At 61.6% G+C, this 18,180-nt stretch carries 20 protein-coding genes; 11 read left to right on the forward strand and 9 right to left on the reverse strand.

Annotation, left to right across the window (positions count from 1 at the left end; all coding sequences use genetic code 11):
- Position 1: 1 nt before the first annotated feature.
- Complete coding sequence (locus tag EGY12_RS21905) at positions 2–799, reverse strand: alpha/beta hydrolase (protein WP_123895354.1); 798 nt, start codon at positions 797–799, stop codon at positions 2–4.
- Positions 800–923: 124 nt separating this feature from the next.
- Positions 924–1,859 (reverse strand): LysR family transcriptional regulator, encoded by a 936-nt coding sequence (locus EGY12_RS21910; protein ID WP_123895355.1) that lies wholly within the window; start codon positions 1,857–1,859, stop codon positions 924–926.
- Between the two features lie 99 nt (positions 1,860–1,958).
- Here EGY12_RS21910 and EGY12_RS21915 point away from each other — a divergent pair, with 99 nt between their 5' ends.
- Positions 1,959–2,576, forward strand: coding sequence for a glutathione S-transferase family protein (locus tag EGY12_RS21915; RefSeq protein WP_123895356.1), 618 nt, complete (start codon positions 1,959–1,961; stop codon positions 2,574–2,576).
- 4 nt (positions 2,577–2,580) lie between these two features.
- Positions 2,581–3,495: a pyridoxamine 5'-phosphate oxidase family protein gene (locus EGY12_RS21920; protein ID WP_123895357.1), complete on the forward strand. Its 915-nt coding sequence runs from the start codon at positions 2,581–2,583 to the stop codon at positions 3,493–3,495.
- A 38-nt stretch (positions 3,496–3,533) separates the two neighbouring features.
- Here the strand turns inward: EGY12_RS21920 and EGY12_RS21925 are convergent, their stop codons facing one another.
- Entirely contained in the window at positions 3,534–3,749 is a 216-nt protein-coding gene (locus EGY12_RS21925; RefSeq protein ID WP_049201387.1) for a glycogen synthesis protein, read from the reverse strand.
- A 211-nt stretch (positions 3,750–3,960) separates the two neighbouring features.
- Here EGY12_RS21925 and gabD point away from each other — a divergent pair, with 211 nt between their 5' ends.
- The 3 genes from gabD to EGY12_RS21940 all read left to right on the forward strand — a co-directional run bounded on the left by gabD (position 3,961) and on the right by EGY12_RS21940 (position 6,346).
- Positions 3,961–5,436 (forward strand): NADP-dependent succinate-semialdehyde dehydrogenase, encoded by a 1,476-nt coding sequence (gene gabD / locus EGY12_RS21930; protein WP_123895358.1) that lies wholly within the window; start codon positions 3,961–3,963, stop codon positions 5,434–5,436.
- A 105-nt stretch (positions 5,437–5,541) separates the two neighbouring features.
- Positions 5,542–5,955: a GyrI-like domain-containing protein gene (locus EGY12_RS21935; protein ID WP_123895359.1), complete on the forward strand. Its 414-nt coding sequence runs from the start codon at positions 5,542–5,544 to the stop codon at positions 5,953–5,955.
- A 22-nt stretch (positions 5,956–5,977) separates the two neighbouring features.
- On the forward strand, positions 5,978–6,346 hold the full coding sequence (locus EGY12_RS21940) for a glyoxalase superfamily protein (RefSeq protein WP_172962974.1): 369 nt from the start codon (positions 5,978–5,980) through the stop codon (positions 6,344–6,346).
- Between the two features lie 6 nt (positions 6,347–6,352).
- On the opposite strand, the gene EGY12_RS21945 is transcribed toward EGY12_RS21940, so the two are convergent.
- The gene (locus EGY12_RS21945; RefSeq protein ID WP_123895361.1) at positions 6,353–6,748 is read right to left on the reverse strand and encodes a cupin domain-containing protein; all 396 of its coding nucleotides are present in this window, start codon (positions 6,746–6,748) and stop codon (positions 6,353–6,355) included.
- Positions 6,749–6,921: 173 nt separating this feature from the next.
- Between EGY12_RS21945 and EGY12_RS21950 the strand changes: the two genes are divergently transcribed.
- Entirely contained in the window at positions 6,922–7,815 is an 894-nt protein-coding gene (locus EGY12_RS21950; RefSeq protein ID WP_123895652.1) for a LysR family transcriptional regulator, read from the forward strand.
- On the opposite strand, the gene EGY12_RS21955 is transcribed toward EGY12_RS21950, so the two are convergent.
- Entirely contained in the window at positions 7,812–8,801 is a 990-nt protein-coding gene (locus EGY12_RS21955) for an aldo/keto reductase (protein ID WP_123895362.1), read from the reverse strand. The genes EGY12_RS21950 and EGY12_RS21955 overlap by 4 nt on opposite strands.
- Before the next feature lie 307 nt (positions 8,802–9,108).
- Here EGY12_RS21955 and pqqU point away from each other — a divergent pair, with 307 nt between their 5' ends.
- The 4 genes from pqqU (at position 9,109) to EGY12_RS21975 (ending at position 14,358) form a co-directional block, all read left to right on the forward strand.
- Entirely contained in the window at positions 9,109–11,247 is a 2,139-nt protein-coding gene (gene pqqU, locus EGY12_RS21960) for a TonB-dependent receptor PqqU (RefSeq protein ID WP_371415382.1), read from the forward strand.
- Positions 11,248–11,394: 147 nt separating this feature from the next.
- Positions 11,395–13,767 carry a glucose/quinate/shikimate family membrane-bound PQQ-dependent dehydrogenase gene (locus EGY12_RS21965; RefSeq protein WP_123895363.1) on the forward strand — a complete coding sequence of 791 codons (2,373 nt, stop codon included), beginning with the start codon at positions 11,395–11,397 and terminating at the stop codon, positions 13,765–13,767.
- Between the two features lie 229 nt (positions 13,768–13,996).
- Entirely contained in the window at positions 13,997–14,182 is a 186-nt protein-coding gene (locus EGY12_RS21970; RefSeq protein ID WP_123895364.1) for a hypothetical protein, read from the forward strand.
- Entirely contained in the window at positions 14,179–14,358 is a 180-nt protein-coding gene (locus tag EGY12_RS21975; protein ID WP_038872213.1) for a hypothetical protein, read from the forward strand. Before EGY12_RS21970 ends, EGY12_RS21975 begins: the two co-directional genes overlap by 4 nt.
- Positions 14,359–14,389: 31 nt before the next feature.
- Here EGY12_RS21975 and EGY12_RS21980 read toward each other — a convergent pair whose 3' ends face one another.
- The 3 genes from EGY12_RS21980 to EGY12_RS21990 form a co-directional block, all read right to left on the reverse strand.
- A complete protein-coding gene (locus EGY12_RS21980) occupies positions 14,390–15,823 on the reverse strand; it encodes an EmmdR/YeeO family multidrug/toxin efflux MATE transporter (protein WP_123895365.1) in 1,434 nt (477 codons plus the stop codon).
- Positions 15,824–15,937: 114 nt separating this feature from the next.
- Positions 15,938–16,336 carry a type II secretion system pilot lipoprotein GspS gene (gene gspS, locus EGY12_RS21985; RefSeq protein WP_123895366.1) on the reverse strand — a complete coding sequence of 133 codons (399 nt, stop codon included), beginning with the start codon at positions 16,334–16,336 and terminating at the stop codon, positions 15,938–15,940.
- Positions 16,337–16,412: 76 nt separating this feature from the next.
- Entirely contained in the window at positions 16,413–16,613 is a 201-nt protein-coding gene (locus EGY12_RS21990; protein WP_019453451.1) for a hypothetical protein, read from the reverse strand.
- Between the two features lie 217 nt (positions 16,614–16,830).
- On the opposite strand from EGY12_RS21990, the gene EGY12_RS21995 reads away from it, so the two are divergent.
- Positions 16,831–17,265 carry a DoxX family protein gene (locus tag EGY12_RS21995; protein ID WP_123895367.1) on the forward strand — a complete coding sequence of 145 codons (435 nt, stop codon included), beginning with the start codon at positions 16,831–16,833 and terminating at the stop codon, positions 17,263–17,265.
- A gap of 57 nt (positions 17,266–17,322) precedes the next feature.
- Here EGY12_RS21995 and EGY12_RS22000 read toward each other — a convergent pair whose 3' ends face one another.
- Positions 17,323–17,955, reverse strand: coding sequence for a helix-turn-helix domain-containing protein (locus tag EGY12_RS22000; protein ID WP_123895368.1), 633 nt, complete (start codon positions 17,953–17,955; stop codon positions 17,323–17,325).
- Positions 17,956–18,180 lie beyond the last annotated feature (225 nt).

The following is an 18,180-nucleotide window of genomic DNA, read 5'->3' on the forward strand; positions in this document are numbered from 1 at the left end:
GTCAGTGGTTCCCGTGGTGGTCAAGTTGGCGGAGCAGCGCGCCATCGGCGGCGAACAACGCATCCAGAATGGTGAAATGATTAGCGCCGGGCACCGCGACCAAATCGACCGGTAACCCGCGTTGACGCAGCGCCGCATGATAGTATTGCGATTGCCCGATCAGTTCCGGCAGTTCAGCCGCGCCGTAATACAGCGTGAGCGGTTTACTGCGCGCCGGCAGCCGGCGCGCCGGGCTGAGCGTTTCAATCTGCCGCGCGGTCAGCTGCAGCGCCCGGTTGACATAGCTCTCTTGCAGCGGCGCCAGTTCGAACAAACCGCTGATGGGAAAGACCGCATCCACCAACGCATGCTGCTGCCAAAACGCCGCCAGATGCCCGCCGGCGGAATGGCCACACAGATGCACCGGATGGGCATAGTGCGGCGGCAGACGGCGCTGAATAGCATCAAGTGCCGCCCCCACCTGGCGACAAATAACATCAAGATTAACCGCCGGCGCCAGCGCATATTCCACCAGCACCACATCAAAGCCCTGCGCCAACGGCCCGGCGGCGATAAAGGCGAAATCCGCCTTATCGCAGAATTGCCAATAGCCGCCGTGAATAAAAATTAACGTTCCCTGGTGCTGCTTTGCAGAATAGAACCAATCAACCGTTTCGCGTTCGCTTTCGCCATACGCAATATTCTTTTCATGTTTTTCCTGACTATAAATAGCCGCGCTGCGGGTTTGAAATGAAGTCAAAATAGCGGCTTCATTATCCACCGTGGCGCCATTGTCATAACTTCCCGCAAGGTGTTTCATATATTAAACTTCGTTTATTATTTAAAATATGAATTAACTATTAGCACCGACAACATTAATGTCAAGACGGGCGTATCAGCAATACGCGTCCGGTAAAATAAAACGACACAGGCGATAAAAAAGTTTAACCCATGAAACTTTTTGCGCTTATTTCCCCCCAGCCTTCCGGCTGAATTTGCGGCAGTGCACCGAGCCGCTCAAGCGCATAATCCCAAAAGGCGCGCACCTTCAGCGGCATGCGCTGCGCCTGCTGCGCCACCAGCTGCACCGGCATCGGCAACGGTTCATAATCCGCCAGCAGCCGCACCAGCGTGCCGGTGGCCAAATCGTCCGCCACCTGATACGAAAGCAACCGGGCGATACCTTTACCGGCGCGCACCGCCTGCAGCTGCGCTTCCACATCGTTCAGTAACAGCCTGGGGGCCAAGCGCACCCGTTCGCCGTTTTCCTGCGGGCCGAAGCGCCATTCGCGCAGCGACGGCCGCTGGGTGCCGACGATGGTGGCATGCTCCGCCAACTGCGCCGGTGAGAATGGCTCGCCGCAGCGCGCCAGGTAATCCGCACTGGCGACCGTCACCCGGCTGACCTGCCCCAGCCGCCGCGCCACGCGCGAAGAGTCCTGCAGATGGCCAATGCGCACCGCAATATCCAACCCTTCGTCGATCAAATCGAGATTGCGATCGTTCAACACCATTTCGATCTGCATCTGCGGGTAGTCATCGAGGAACGCCATCACTACCGGTGCCACGTATCGGCGGCCGAACTGTACCGGCGAGGTGACGCGCAGCAAGCCGCTCAGCTGCGCTGCGGCGGTATCCTGCACCACCGCCTGATAATCCTGCAGCAGCTGCTGCGCGCGCTCCAGCAGCCGCATGCCCGCTTCGGTAGGCGCCAGCCGCCGGGTGGTGCGCTCCACCAGCCGGGTGCCGAACCGCTGTTCCAGCGCGGCGATCGCCCGGGTGATCGCCGGCGCCGAACGCCGCAGTTTACGCCCGGCCGCCGCGAGGCTGCCCTGCTGCACCACCGCCACGAAGATGGCCAACTCGTCTAACCGATCCATAGACTCTTCCGAAAAATGAAATTATCAATTTCCACATTGCCGGATTCCGCTCACTTATCGCAAGAGTATGCTGAAAAAAAAGCACTGAGGAGAGACGTCATGTCCACCATCACACTCTACGGCACCCCGCTTTCCGGCCACGTTCACCGCGTGGCCTTGCTGCTGCGCATGCTGGCGCTGCCCTATGAATGGGTAGAAGCTTCGGCGGACGTGCGGCAGAGCGCGGCCTTTCGCCGGCTCAACCCGTTCGGCCAGATCCCGGTCTTGCAGGACGGCGATCTGACGTTGGCCGACAGCAACGCCATTTTGGTCTATCTGGTGAAACGCTATGCGCCGGACAGCCACTGGCTGCCGGAACAGCCGGTGGCGGCGGCGCGGGTGCAGGCCTGGCTTTCCAAAGCCGCCGGCGAAGTCCGCTACGGCCCGGCCTCCTGCCGGCTGATCGCCCAGTTCGCCGTGCCGGAGGATTATCAGACGGCGCGGGCAATCAGCGATCGTTTTCTGCCGCAGATGGAACAGCACCTGAGCGAGCGCGGCTATTTGGCCGGCGAACAGACGACCATCGCCGATCTGGCCTGCTACAGCTATGTGGCGGTCGCGGCCGAAGGCGGCATTTCGCTGGCGCCTTACCCCGCCATACGCCGCTGGCTGGCGCGCATCGCTGAACTGCCGGGCTTCTTTGCCATGCCGGCCCTGCCGGTACCGGCGGCGAGCTGACGCCATGCTCCCGCAACGTTTCCACCCCGATGAGCTGCGCGCGCAGACGCTGGCCGGTTTCGATCGCGTGGGCGGCGGCATTTACCCCGCAATGCCGGATCAGCACCGTGCGTTTTTCGCCGCGCTGCCCTACCTGTTCGTCGCTACCCTGGACAACCAGGGCTGGCCCATCGCCACCCTGTTCAGCGGTCCGCCCGGATTCTTACGCACGCCTGACGACACGCACCTGCGCATCAGCGCGCCGCGCCGCAGCGACGATCCCGCTCAGGCGCTGTTACTGCCAGGCAAACCGGTCGGCGCGCTCGGGCTCGACTTCAGCAACCGGCGGCGCAACCGCGCCAACGGCACCGTCGGCCGCATCGACAAAAACCGGGTGGAGATCGTCGTTCACCAAAGCTTCGGCAACTGCCCGCAATACATTCAGCGCCGCGAACTCTACCCGGTGGAAAGTCGACCACAGCCGGTTGAGCATTTAGCTACGCTGGATGCGGCGGCGCAGGCGCTGATCCGCACCGCGGACACCAGCTTCGTCGCCAGCGGTGCGCATCTGGAACTGGCGCAGGGCGGCGTCGATATTTCCCATCGCGGCGGGCGCCCCGGCTTTATCCATCTGGAAGGCGACACGCTGTGGATGCCGGACTTTCGCGGCAACCGCTATATGAATACGTTGGGCAATCTGCTGGCCGAACCGCGGGCGGCCCTGCTGTTCATCGATTTCGATCGCGGCGACGTGCTGCATCTGCAAGGAAAAACGCAGATCCTCTGGCAGGCGGAAGGGGATCCTGGCGTTGAAGGGGCGGAACGCTATTGGCGGTTTGACGTTCACCGCGCCTGGCGCTTTGCGGCGGCGCTACCGTGGCGGGGGCGCGATCTGGAGTATTCGCCGGCGACGCTGGCGACCGGAGTGTGGCACCGCTGAAATGAAAAGCCCCGCTGCGGCGGGGCTGAATCAGGAAATTACAGGCTGTGTTCGGCCGCCGCTGCGGCCTGATAAAGCTGTCGAAAATAACTCAACCGCGCAAAGAACAGGCGGCTTTGCTGTTCCGACATATTGCCGGCCACCTGCCCGGCGTCAATCTGCCGCCCCTGCCATTCCATCAGGGCGATGCTCGACGCCAAAAAATCCATTTCGCTACCGTAGGCCGCGAGATGTCTGTCCACTGATTTCATCATTCGCACACTCCTTTTAATCACATCGAAAAGGGTCATATGCCTGCTCTTTCAGTATCGGCCCGACGGCGGATATTTTTTGTACAGAAGGTGCGCATGAAGAAAACGCTCATCTTGTCGCCACGGTGGCAAACGGCGGTGGCAAACTTTGCTAGGGTAAAGGGTAGCCATATGGGAAAGACCATTCTGTTGAACTCAGCAAAGGAAGAGACCAATGAGCACCAGTATCAGCGCTACCCTTAAGGATCCCACGCTGTTCCGCGAGGCTAATTACATCGACGGGCAATGGTTGCCGGCCAAAGCAGGCCACGCGATCGCCATCCATAATCCCGCCAACGGCGAGCTGGTCGGCCATGTGCCGGCCTTCGGCGCCGAAGAAACCGCGCACGCCATCGCCGCCGCCAAAAAGGCGCTGCCCGCCTGGCGTGCGCTGACCGCCAAAGAGCGCGCCGGCAAACTGCGGCGGCTGTTTGAGCTGATGATGGAAAATCAGGAGGATCTGGCGCGCATCATGACGGCGGAACAGGGTAAACCGCTGGCCGAAAGCCGCGGTGAAATCGCCTATGCCGCCTCCTTTATCGAATGGTTCGCCGAGGAAGGCAAGCGGGTCTACGGCGACACCATTCCGCAGCCCCAGACGGGCCGGCGCATCATCGTGCAGAAAGAGCCGATCGGCGTGTTCGCCGCCATCACCCCGTGGAACTTTCCGGCGGCGATGATCACCCGTAAAGCCGGCCCCGGCTGGGCGGCGGGCTGTACCGGGATGATCCGCCCCGCCAGCCAAACCCCGTTCTCGGCGCTGGCGATCGCCGTGCTGGCGGAGCGCGCCGGGCTGCCCGCCGGGGTGTGCAACGTGATCACTGGCCCCAGCAAGGGTATCGGTGGCGAACTCACTTCCAACCCGGACGTGCGTAAACTCTCCTTCACCGGCAGCACCGAAGTCGGCGCGCAGCTGCTGGCCCAGTGTGCGCCCACCATCAAGAAAACCAGCATGGAGCTGGGCGGCAACGCGCCGTTTATCGTGTTCGACGACGCCGATCTGGACGCCGCCGTGGCCGGCGCGGTCGCCTCGAAATACCGCAACGCCGGCCAGACCTGCGTCTGCACCAACCGTTTTCTGGTGCAGGACGGCGTGTACGACGCCTTCGCCGCCAAACTGAAAACCGCCGTCGCCAAGCTGAAAGTCGGCAACGGCCTGGATGACGGCGTCACCATCGGCCCGTTGATTAACCCGGACGCGGTGGAGAAAGTGCGCGAGCATATCGCCGACGCCGTCGAGCACGGCGCCTCGGTGCTGCTGGGCGGCAAGCCTGACGCGCTGGGCGGCAATTTCTTCACCCCGACCATCCTGACCGACGTGCCGCGCACGGCGAAAATCTTCCGCGAGGAAACGTTCGGCCCGGTGGCGCCCCTGATCCGCTTCAGCCAGGAGGCGGAAGCTATCGAACTGGCCAACGACACGCCGTTCGGCCTGGCCGCTTACTTCTACAGCCGCGACATCGGCCGGGTGATGCGCGTGGCCGAAGCGCTGGAGTACGGCATCGTCGGCATCAACGAAGGGCTGATTTCCACCGAGGTGGCACCATTCGGCGGCATGAAACACTCCGGTTTGGGCCGCGAAGGCTCAAAATACGGCATCGAGGACTATCTCGAGATCAAATACCTGTGCCTTGGCGGTTTGGGCGCTTGATGCGATCGGCCTCCGCGTCTGCGGGGGCCCTGTCTGGCGGATCCGGGAAGCCTTTGCTACCTTTAGGCCTCTCGTTCAAGCGCTTAATTAAAAGGAATTTCCGCTATGCACCCCCTCTCGGTACAGCTGCCCGGCTTTTACGTCGCCGGCCAAACGGTCAGAACCACCAATCAGGACGAAACTCGGCCCGAGACGGCAAAAATCCCGGCGCTGTGGTCAGACTTTTTCGCCACCTCGCCCGCCACGCCGGTCTATGGGGTCTACTCCAACTACGCCTCCGACGCCAGCGGGCCGTTTGACGTTACCGCCGGCAACGCGGCAGAGAATGGTTTGCACATCCAACCCGGCCGCTATCTGGTGTTCCAGGCCCGTGGCGCCATGCCGGCGGCGGTCATCGCAGGCTGGCAAGCCATCTGGGCCTACTTTGAGCAACACCCGGAAATCGAACGCTGCTTCCTGACCGACTTCGAAGCCTATACCGGCCCCGAGGCGGTCGATATCCATATCGGCTGCCGCTAACGTAACCGTGAGATCGACGATGATCACCTTCTCCCCCGCCATTCCGATCCTGCGCATTTTTGCAGTCGACAAGGCCAAAGAGTTTTATCTGGACTTTCTCGGTTTCACGCTGGAGTGGGAGCACCGTTTCAGCGAAGATCTGCCGCTGTACATGCAGGTGAGCCGTGCCGGATTGACGCTGCACCTGAGCGAACACCACGGCGACAGCACGCCCGGCGCCGCCCTTTTCATTCCGGTGCACGATATCGACGCGCTGCACCGGGAGCTCACGGCCAAGAACTACCGCTACGCCCGGCCGGGGTTGGAGGTTGTCGACTGGGGCAAAGAGCTGAACCTCACCGATCCGTTCGGCAACCGCCTGCGGTTTTGCGAGCGGAGCCACGAGGCCTGAGCGGCCTTATTGCCGGTAGTCCGCTTCGCTGACCGGCTCCAGCCAGGTTACCGGGCTGCCGTTCACGGCTTCGGCGATGGCGATATGGGTCATGGCGGTGTCCGGCGTCGCGCCGTGCCAGTGTTTGACGCCTGCCGGGATCCAGACGATATCGCCGGGGTGCATTTCCTGCGTGGTCTCGCCCCACATTTGGATCCACCCGCGCCCCTGGGTGACGATCAGCGTCTGGCCGAGCGGATGCGTATGCCATGCCGTGCGCGCGCCGGGTTCAAAGGTGACGGTCGCGCCGCCCACCCTGGCCGGCGCGTCACCGGCGAACGGGGCGTCGATACGCACCTGCCCGGTAAAATAGTCCGCCGGGCCGCGCTGTGAAGGGATCGAACCGCTGCGTTGTATTTTCATCTGTAGTGTCCTCCGCACCGGCTCTCACCGCCGGCGCTGATAGTCATGGGTCAGTAATGCCAAGATAGCGCCATGCTTTTCCAGCGACTAGCGGGTAAAATGCGCAAGGAGCTATGAGCTCAATTCATAAATCTACGCGCGACAGCGCCCTAACCTTGCTCTCCGGTGCCGGTATGTTGAAAGAAAACTTTAACGATCTGATCGCTTTCCTGATGGTGGCCAGGGAGCGCAGCTTCACCAAAGCGGCGGCGCAGCTTGGGGTTTCCCAATCGGCGCTCAGCCACGCCATTCGCGGGCTGGAAGAGCGCCTGGCGCTGCGTTTGCTCACGCGCACCACCCGCAGCGTGGCCCCCACCGAAGCCGGTGAACGGCTGCTCAACAGCATTGGCCCGCGCTTTGCGGAGATTGAAAGCGAGCTGAATGCGCTGGGTGAAATGCGCGATCGGCCCGCCGGCAATATCCGCATCACCGCCGGCGAACACGCGGTGGATGCGGTGCTGTGGCCGGTGCTGCGCACTTTTCTCGTCGATTACCCGGATATCAACGTGGAAATCACCGTCGATAACAGCCTGACCGACATCGTCGCCGGGCGTTTCGACGCCGGCATCCGGCTGGGAGAACAAGTGGCGAAGGACATGGTCGCGGTGCGCATCGGGCCGGACATGCGCATGGTGCCCGTCGCCTCCCCCGCCTATTTCACCCGTTACGGCCGCCCCACCACGCCGCAAGCGCTGCAAAACCATCGCTGCATCAACATGCGCCTGCCCACCCTCGGCGGGCTGTACGCCTGGGAATTTGCCCGCGACGGCCGGGAGATTAAAGTGCGGGTGGAGGGGCAACTGACCTTCAACAGCCTGCGCCAGCGGATCGATGCCGCGCAGCTCGGCCTCGGCATCGCCTTCGTGCCGGAAGACACCGTTGCCGAGCCGCTGGCCGACGGGCGGTTGCAGATGGCGCTGGACGACTGGTGCCCGCCGTTTCCCGGCTATTACCTCTATTATCCGAGCCGCAGGCAGCACACCACCGCCTTTGCGCTGCTGATTGAGGCGCTGCGACGCGGGGCTTAACGCCCGACGTTTTTCTGCAGATGCGCCGGATAGCGATCGCCGATCACGTCGATCGCGGAGAGCGCGCGCTCAATCTCGCCCAGTTCGCCCGCTGCCAACGCGACCGCCGCCGCCGCGAGGTTTTCTTCCAGCCGGTGACGCTTGGTGGTTCCCGGGATCGGCACGATCCACGGCTGCTGCGCCAGCAGCCAGGCCAGGGCGATCTGCGCCGGCGTCACGCCCTTGCGCTGCGCTATCTGCCCCAGCACATCCACCAGCGCCTGGTTGGCCCGGCGCGCTTCGGCGCTGAAGCGCGGCACCACGTTGCGAAAATCGCCGCTGTCGAAGGTGGTGTTCTCGGTAATGGCGCCGGTGAGAAAGCCCTTGCCGAGCGGGCTGAACGGCACCAGGCCGATGCCTAGCTCTGCCAGCGTCGGCAAGATTTCACGCTCCGGCTCGCGCCACCACAGCGAATATTCGCTTTGCAGCGCCGTGACCGGCTGCACGGCGTGGGCACGCCGAATGGTTTGCGCGCCGGCTTCCGACAGGCCGAAGTACTTCACTTTCCCTTCGCGAATCAGTTGCTGCACCGTACCGGCCACCTCCTCGATAGGCACCTCGGGATCGACACGGTGCTGATACAGCAAATCGATCGTCTCTATCCGCAGGCGCTTCAGCGAACCTTCCACCGCCCGGCGAATATGCTCCGGACGGCTGTTCAACACCTGTTGCCCCGCCGGCTGCGGCAGATCGAAACCGAATTTGGTGGCGATGACGACCCGATCGCGCACCGGCGCCAGCGCTTCGCCCAGCAGCTCCTCGTTCGTGAACGGACCATAAATCTCGGCGGTATCGAAGAACGTCACCCCCTCGTCAACCGCAGCGCGGATCAGTTCGATCGCCTGCCGTTTGTCGGTGGCCGGGCCGTAGCCAAAGCTCAGCCCCATGCAGCCCAATCCCAACGCCGAAACTTCCAGCCCTTCGCGCCCCAACTTGCGTGTTTGCATCTTCACTCTCCCGCTGATTGATACCGGCCCCGTCTGACGCGGAGCCGCTCCGGTGTGATGACTGTAAAACGCAACCGCCGCCATGACTATGGGGCGAAATACGCTTGGGCTTATGAACCAGGCTCATGAATCGGTAAGTCGCCGCTGTGAACTGAAGATTTTTCCGGGAACGTTCCTGCCCGAGATACTCTATACTGACGTCAGGATGCCTTACCCTTTTCGTTTAGCGTCATGTAGATGGAGCGACAGATGGCTAACTCTGAATCGACCTGCGATTCCCTTTCAATACCAGTGGCAGATTTATTCCATGACCAGTAAGAAAAGCGCCGTGCTTACCCCGGCTGCAATGCTATTGCTACAGCCTATGTTCGCCAGCCAGGCACTGGCGGCAGAAAATAATGAAGAAAAAAGCGACACCCTGGTGGTGATGGCGCAACCCACCGGATTGACCGAGCTGGGGTCGCCGGTCTCCGTCAGCGTGATCGACGGCGAAACCCTGCGCAACGCCGCGCCGCAGATTAACCTGTCGGAAAACCTCGGCAGCGTGCCGGGCCTGCAGATCCAAAATCGGCAAAACTATGCGCAGGATCTGCAGATGTCGATACGCGGGTTCGGCAGCCGTTCGATGTTCGGCGTGCGCGGGGTGCGCATGTACGTCGACGGCATTCCCGCCACCATGCCCGACGGCCAGGGGCAAACCTCCAATATCGACATCAATTCCGTCGAACGCATCGAGGTGCTGCGCGGCCCTTATTCCGCGCTGTACGGCAACGCCTCGGGCGGGGTTATCAATGTTGATACGATAACCGGCACCCAGCCGCCGACGCTGGAAGCCGGCGGCTATTTCGGCAGCGACAACACCTGGCGCTACGGGGTGAAAGCGACCGGCGCCACCGGCGACGGTACCCAGGCCGGCGACGTCAACTACGCCATCTCCGGCACCCGCTTTACCACCCAGGGCTACCGCGATCACAGCGCCGCGCGGAAAAACCTCGGCAACGGCAAGCTCGGCGTGCGGCTGGACGACGTCAGCACCCTGACGCTGATGTTCAACAGCGTCTCGATTGACGCCGGCGATCCGGGCGGCCTGACCGAGGCGGAATGGAAGGCCAACCCACGCCAGGCGCCGCGCGCGGATCAATTCAACACCCGCAAATCGCTCGACCAGACCCAGGCCGGTCTGCGCTATCAACGCCAGATGAGCGAGCGCGACGAACTGACCCTGACCGCCTACCACGGCGAGCGCCACACCACGCAGTACCAATCGTTTCGCAGAGAACTACAGCTTAATCCTGCCCATCCCGGCGGGGTGATCGTGCTGGAAAGAAAATATCAGGGCATTGACACTCGCTGGAAGCATGAGGATACTCTCGCATCGTTACCGGTAACACTGATCGGCGGTCTGGATTATGAAACCATGACCGAACGCCGCCAGGGGTTCGAAAACTTTATTCTGCGAGACGGCACAGTGGACTACGGCGAGAAAGGCGACCAGCGGCGCAACGAGAAGAACCGCATCTGGAACCTGGATCCTTACCTGCAAACCTCCTGGCAACTGACGCCGCACTGGACGCTGGATGCCGGCCTGCGCTACAGCACGGTCAGCTTCGACTCGACCGACTACTACATCACGCCGCGCAACGGCGACGACAGCGGCAGCAAACGCTACCACCAGTGGCTGCCGATGGGCTCGCTCAACTACAAGATCAATCCGGCGTGGAACGTCTATCTCTCCGCCGGCCGCGGCTTTGAAACCCCCACCACCACCGAACTCTCCTATCGCCCTGACGGCCAGCCAGGCCTCAACCTCGGCCTGCAGCCGTCCACCAGCGACACCGTCGAACTGGGCAGCAAGCGGCGCCTCGGCAATGGCCTGGTGAGCGCCGCCCTGTTCCAGACCGATACCGACAACGAGCTGGTGGTGGCGAAAAGCCAATACACAAATACTACCTACGCCAACGCCGGCAAAACCCGGCGGCGCGGCCTGGAGCTGGCGCTGGATCAAGAGTTTGCGCTGGACTGGCGCCTGCATATGGCCTGGACGCTGCTGGACGCCATCTACCGCAGCGAAATGTGCGGCAAATCCGGCTGTACCCCCGCCGGCAATCGCCTGCCGGGCATCGCGCGCAACATGGGCTACGCCTCGCTGGCCTTTGCGCCGCCGGAAGGCTGGCATGCCGGGGCAGAGCTGCGCTACATGAGCGACATTCAGGCCAACGACGCCAACAGCGCGCAGGCCCCCTCTTACACCGTGGCCGGCGTAAACGCCGGTTATCGCTTTACCTGGAACCGCTGGGCGCTGGACGTGTTCAGCCGGGTAGACAACGTGTTCGATCGCCGTTACGTCGGTTCGGTGATCGTCAACGAAGGCCAAGGCCGCTATTTCGAGCCGGCGCCGGGTCGCAACTGGGGTGGCGGCGCCACCTTGTCTTACCGCTTTGAATAAGGCAAAGCACCTTAAGGTTAAAAGACGGGATGGGTTTTACGTCACCCTAGCGGCTTCCCGCTGAAATATTAGGGAGAAACCGCGTGTTTTTTCCGATTTGGCTTAATCTCTAAATCGGGGACTTTCATTTTTGGTAAGGGTATTGCTATGCAAAATAAAGCGTCACTATCGCCGCTTATCGTCATAACGGCGCTGTTTGCCGCGCTGAGCGGGCTTTATCTGCTCGGCGGCGGCATTTGGCTGGCCAAGTTGGGCGGTTCGCTGTATTACATCATCGCCGGGCTGGTGCTGCTGGCGACCTCCTGGCTGCTGTTCCGCCGCCGCGCCGCCGCGCTGCTGCTGTATGCCGTGTTCCTGTTGGGCACCACCGTTTGGGCCTTGTGGGAAGTCGGCCCGGACTTCTGGGCGTTGACGCCGCGTCTGGACGTCACCTTCTTCTTCGGCCTGTGGCTGGTACTGCCGTTTATCTACCGTAAGCTGGTGGCCAACGGCAAGTTCGCCTACGGTGCGCTGAGCGCGGCGCTGGTCATCACCGTCATTGCGCTGGCCTATGCCGTGTTCAACGATCCGCAAGAGATCAACGGCACCCTCGACGCCGCGCAGGTACAGCCTAAAGACACCACCGCCGCCGACTGGCCGGCCTATGGCCGCACCCAGGAAGGCACCCGTTACTCGCCGCTGAGCCAGATCAACGACAAAAACGTTGGCCAGCTGCAAGAGGTTTGGCGTTTCCAGACCGGCGATCTGAAGACCGCCAACGATCCGGGTGAGATCACCAACGAAGTCACGCCGATCAAGATCCGCGATACCCTGTACATGTGTACGCCGCACCAGAAGCTGTTTGCGCTGGATGCCGCTACCGGTAAAGAAAAGTGGAAGTTTGATCCGCAGCTGAAGTACAACCCGACCTTCCAGCACATCACCTGCCGCGGCGTGTCTTACCACGAAACCGCTGCCGCTGCAGACGCTGCCGGCAATGCCGCACCGGCGATGTGCGCGCGCCGCATCATTCTGCCGGTCAACGACGGCCGCCTGTTCGCGCTGGACGCCGAAACCGGCAAACCGTGCCCGGACTTCGCCAACAACGGCGAGCTGAATCTGCAGAGCAACATGCCGTATGCGACGCCGGGCCACTATGAACCGACTTCGCCGCCGGTGATCACCGATAAAGTGATCGTCGTCGCCGGCGCAGTGACCGACAACTACTCCACCCGCGAGCCATCCGGCGTAATCCGCGGCTTCGACGTCAACACCGGCAAACTGCTGTGGGCCTTCGATCCGGGCGCGAAAGATCCGAACGCCATCCCGGCGGACGAGCATCACTTCGTGCCGAACTCGCCTAACTCCTGGGCACCGGCCGCCTATGACGCCAAGCTGGATATCGTCTATCTGCCGATGGGCGTCGCCACACCGGACATCTGGGGCGGCAACCGCACCCCGGAAATGGAGCGCTACGCCAGCGGCCTGTTGGCGCTGAACGCCTCCACCGGCAAGCTGGCCTGGTTCTATCAGACGGTACACCATGACCTGTGGGATATGGACGTGCCGGCACAGCCGACCCTGGCGGACATTACCGACAAGAGCGGTAAAAAAGTGCCGGTCATTTATGTGCCGACCAAAACCGGTAACATCTTCGTGCTGAACCGCACCAACGGCGAACTGGTCGTGCCGGCGCCGGAAAAACCGGTACCGCAGGGGCCGGCTAAAGGCGATCGTCTGTCCCCGACTCAGCCGTTCTCCGAGCTGACCTTCCGTCCTGAGAAGAAACTGACCGGTGCGGACATGTGGGGCGCGACCATCTATGACCAGCTGGTCTGCCGCGTCATGTTCCACAGCCTGCGTTATGAAGGCACCTTCACCCCGCCTTCCGAGCAAGGCACGCTGGTGTTCCCGGGTAACCTCGGCATGTTCGAGTGGGGCGGCCTGGCCGTCGATACCGATCGCGAAATCGCCATCGCCAACCCGATCGCGCTGCCGTTTGTGTCCAAACTGATCCCACGCGGCCCAGGCAACCCGATTGAGCCGCCGGAAGGCGACAAGGGTGGCAGCGGCACCGAAACCGGTATCCAGCCGCAGTATGGCGTGCCGTTCGGCGTCACGCTGAACCCATTCCTGTCACCGTTCGGCCTGCCGTGCAAACAGCCGGCCTGGGGTTACATTTCCGCCGTTGATCTGAAAACCAACGACATCGTGTGGAAAAAACGCATCGGCACCGTGCGCGACAGCTCCCCGCTGCCGCTGCCGTTTAAAATGGGCATGCCGATGCTGGGCGGCCCGGTGACCACCGCCGGTAACGTGTTCTTCATCGGCGCTACCGCAGACAACTATCTGCGCGCTTTCAGCGTGACCAACGGTGAAAAACTGTGGGAAGCGCGCTTGCCGGCCGGCGGTCAGGCGACGCCGATGACCTATGAGGTCAACGGCAAGCAGTACGTCCTGATCTTCGCCGGCGGCCATGGTTCCTTCGGCACCAAGCTGGGCGACTACGTGGTCGCTTACGCGCTGCCCGATCAGAAGTAACCGCCACCGCTAATACCCCGCAAAGCACGCCGCAAGGCGTGCTTTTTCTTTTTACACCCCGCCTGATGCGCCACCCGCAATACCCTTAATTTTTTCACTTTCATTATTGATAATAATTATCATTCGCAATATTATGGGTGCGTGGACTTGGCAGTGGCCCACAATTCTTATCCATCTTAATGGGCAATACGGCAGTCGGCCGCCTGCGGGCGGCCCTATTCGGAGGCGCATGGTCGACCACACGCAAAGACACCAAAAGAAGATCCTGCAAGCGGCGGTGAAGACGCGGCGCGCCGGCCTGTCGTTCGAACCGGCTCCCCCCGGCAATCCGCCCTTCGTTGGGCTTCCCCATCAAACAGAGGCCGTGCTGGTGCACCTGATCGGCCATGACGACTCACAGGAGCCGCCGGAATGAATGTGCAGCCTTTTACCGCCATGTTGATGTTCGCCTACGTGCTGCTGATGGTGCCGTTGCTTTACGTCATCGACAGCCGCCTGAGCGCCGGCAAACTGGTACGCAAAGCCACGCAAAACGTCATCATCATTGCGTTGACGCTGCTGTTCTTCAGCGCGATGACGCTTTTATACTGAGGCCGGCTCGCCAGGTTCGCTCTGCATGGCGTTACCCGGCCTCCCGGCGTTTGACCCGCGGATATTTCCACAGCCAGCGCCCGCTGACCATTCGCCAGTAAAACAAAGCGCCACGCACCGCCCAATCGAGGAACATCCCCAACCAGACGCCCACCACCCCCATGCCCAGTTCGATGCCCAGCACATAGCCGGCCACCACGCGGCAACCCCACATGCCCAGCATCGTCACCCACATGGCGAAGCGGGCGTCGCGCGCGCCTTTCAACCCGGCAGGCAACACCCAGGAAGCGGCCCAAATCGGCATAAAGGCGGCGTTGAGCCAGATAAGGGTTTTCACTACCGTCTTTACGTCATCCTGAGAGGTATAAAACGCGGCGAATACCCCGGCCAGCGGCGCCGTGCTCCAGGCGATGGCGGTCAGCCCGAGGGTCGACAGCCAGAAAATATGACGCAGCTGCCGTTCCGCCTGGCCGATCTCACCTTTGCCGAGTCGCCGGCCAACGATGATGGTCGAGGCCGAGCCCAGCGCGTTGCCCGGCAAATTGATCAGCGAAGCGATGGAAAAGGCGATGAAGTTACCGGCGATCACGTTGGTGCCCATGCCGGCGACGAACATCTGCGTCAACAGCTTGCCGCCGTTGAACAGCACCGATTCGACGCTGGCGGGAATACCGATACCCAGCACTTCCCACAGGATGCTCATTTTCAGCGGCGTGAAATAGCTTTTCAGCGTGATGTGCAGCGCCGGGTTAAAACCGATCGCCAACACATAGAGAATGGCGATCGCGCCAATATAGCGGGAAATCGTCAGCCCCAGCCCGGCGCCGATGAAGCCCAGCCCGTGCCAGCCGAGCATGCCGTAAATCAGGATGCTGCTGATGATGATATTGAGAATATTCATACCGCCGTTGATCAGCAGCGGGATCTTGGTGTTGCCTGCACCGCGCAACGCGCCGCTGCCAATCAGCGCAATCGCCGCCGCCGGGTAGCTCCACACCGTAGTCTGCAGGTAAGAGAGCGCCAGCGCCTTCACCTCCGGCGAGGCCGCACCGGCGATCACATCAATGATAGGCTCGCCCGCCAGATGAATGCCCGCCGCCAACAGCAACGCCACGCCAGTCATCAACACCAGCGATTGACGCGCCGCCGCGCGCGCTCGCCGGCGATCTCGCTTACCGAGGCTGAAGGCCACCACCACGGTGGTGCCGAGATCTACCGCGGCGAAAAAGGCGATGATCACCATGTTGAAGCTGTCCGCCAGCCCCACCCCGGCCATCGCCTCTTTGCCAAGCCAACTCACCAGAAAGGTGCTCAGCACCCCCATCAACAGAACGCAGGCGTTCTCCAGAAAGATCGGCACCGCCAGCGGCGTGATCTCGCGCCAGAACAGCACGCGGTAGCTTTTCCGTTTGGCGTACCAGGGCGTATTCTCCACGCGCTGACGCAGTGCGGCATACAGGTTCAAGGTGGGCTCGATGGATGAAAGTGAAACATCATTTCAAATGATGATCGATAAATCGTTATCCTGCAAAGAAATTTTGGGCGCCCATGGCGAGCGCCCGAAGGGCTCACCGCAACGCTACTCTATGTAGTCTTCCTGATCGGCCTGCGCCGCCGCGATAAAACGTGCGGTACTGCGGCTGAGCGTGGCGCATTTGTCCGTCAGCAGCTGATTATCCTGCTGCAGAGTCAGGTAACGCGCTTGGGTGAGCGCCGGCAACTGCCGATACCCTGCCGCATGCGTATCCCAGCCGCGGTGCTGAGCCGCACGCATCGCGGTGCGTTGCAGTTTTACATCGTCCGGCACATCGCTGCGCCCGCAGTCCACGCGCAGAAAGTGCCCACCGGCCAGCATCGAAGCGATATGATCCAACTGCGCCTGCAGCGGCGGCGCCGGCTTATGCGCCGTCTGCTGACAACCCGCAAGCAGCAGCAACGCCACCGCACCGCAAAAAGAAGTGCGAAACAGAGTAGACATGGGAGCTCCCGGAAACCTGTGGGTGATGTAATGATCTTAGGTGAGCGGATGCCGGGCAGCAAGGCGAGCAGCACGCTTAGCGCCGACCGTTGCTGACCTTGGTGGCACGGGCGGGGTTGCCGGCAACGAACTCCAGCGTGGGGGAATAGTAAAACGGCAGCCAGGCGTTATAGCCGCTCTCCCACTCCCATTTGACCGGGCAGGGCCACAGCATGTCTTCATGCAGGATGTAATATATCCACCGCCCGGGCGGACGGCGCGGTTTGCGCATTTTCATAGCGAGTACGGCGGCCTGATGGCGTGCGATAAGGTCAACTGCTGCATTTTACCGCGATTTTGGTCGCGGGGACAGCCTGCGTTGCCGGGCAAAATTCCCGCCAAACTTCACCCGAGGATTCAGCGTAAAGCCCGTCGTTTTACTGATCCAGGACATCTTTCACATTCACCTGGCTGATATATTGATTAAAAATCATTCCTATTCAGGAGGAAAGGCCATGGTTAAGTCACTGAATGCGGCATTCACCCGCCTTTTTGATCGCCCGGACGCGGGCAAGCTGGCGCTCAGACTGACCTTCGGCGGGCTGATGCTGTTTCACGGCGTGGCGAAAATTCAGCATGGCGTCGGCTGGATCGCCGGCGCGTTGCAGGAGCAAGGGCTACCCGCCTTCATCGCCTATGGCGTGTATGTGGGGGAGATACTGGCACCCATACTGATCATTTTGGGGCTGTTCACCCGCCCCGCCGCGCTGGTTTACGCCTTTACGCTGGTAGTGGCGTTTCTGATGGTGGGTACCGGTAAAGTGTTCACCGTCACCGACGTCGGTGCCTGGGGCATTGAAAACGAACTGGTGTTCTTTATGGGCGGGATCGTCATCCTGCTGCTGGGCAGCGGGAAATACGCGATTGCGCGCAATGAAGCCTATCGGTAAGCGGTACCATGATTAAGGAGGTTCCTGGTATGAACCTCCTTTCCGCTGAAACGACAATTAACGCTCGGCCAGGCGGTACACCGGAACCTTGCGCGTCGTGCCGGTCAGGGTGTCGAAGATCTCCGTTTCCGCCGTCACGATCGCCATGCCGGTTTTTCTTAGCCTGCGCACCTCGGCGGCAATGCGCTGGATGCCGAACCAGAACAATCCGTCCAGCGCCGTTACCGGCAGCCCTTGCTCGAGCGCCAACCTGAGCCGCTCACGCGGCGCCTTGAGCGCCTTGGCGATTTCCCGGTATGGCAGCGCGTCCACGCCCGATGCCGCCCGGCGGTGAATGCGGGTCGACAGGCTGTACTGAAAGGCCTCCGGCACGCCGCTCAAATCACTTTTCAGGCTGTAGACGCAGCCGAAACGCTTGCCGTTGAACACCACATTCTTCTGGCTGAGCGGCAGCTCTTCACGTATTCCGGCGATCAGCTGCGGCGCCCGCACCAGCAATAACCGGAAAGGCAATTCAAAACTGGTCACATAATCCACGTTGAGCAGCGCAATGCGCAGACGCTCCTCCGCTCCGGCCTGCGTCTCGCGGCACTCGTTCAGCACCTCGCTCCACTGGTGCGCGAGCCTGGGGGCCTCATCCAGCGGCGCGAAATGGTATTTCTCGATGTGATAGTCGATTTTCTCGTTCATGCCCGTTAGCCCCCGCGTCAGTCGTCATTGCCATCAGCAAATTACCTTACCCGCGGGCAACAGTACAACACCGCATCGCGTGACAGGAGGCGTAAAAACGGGAAAGCGGCGCAGACCGGGGTGGCGATCACTGCAGAACAAAGAGTAAGACGAAAAGACGGTTTGATAACGTCGGGACAGGGAAATGAGGGACGACAGCCGATAGGAACGCTGGTTTTACTGTGA

The sequence above is a fragment of the Serratia sp. FDAARGOS_506 genome (assembly GCF_003812745.1).
In the GTDB taxonomy this organism is placed as follows: domain Bacteria; phylum Pseudomonadota; class Gammaproteobacteria; order Enterobacterales; family Enterobacteriaceae; genus Serratia.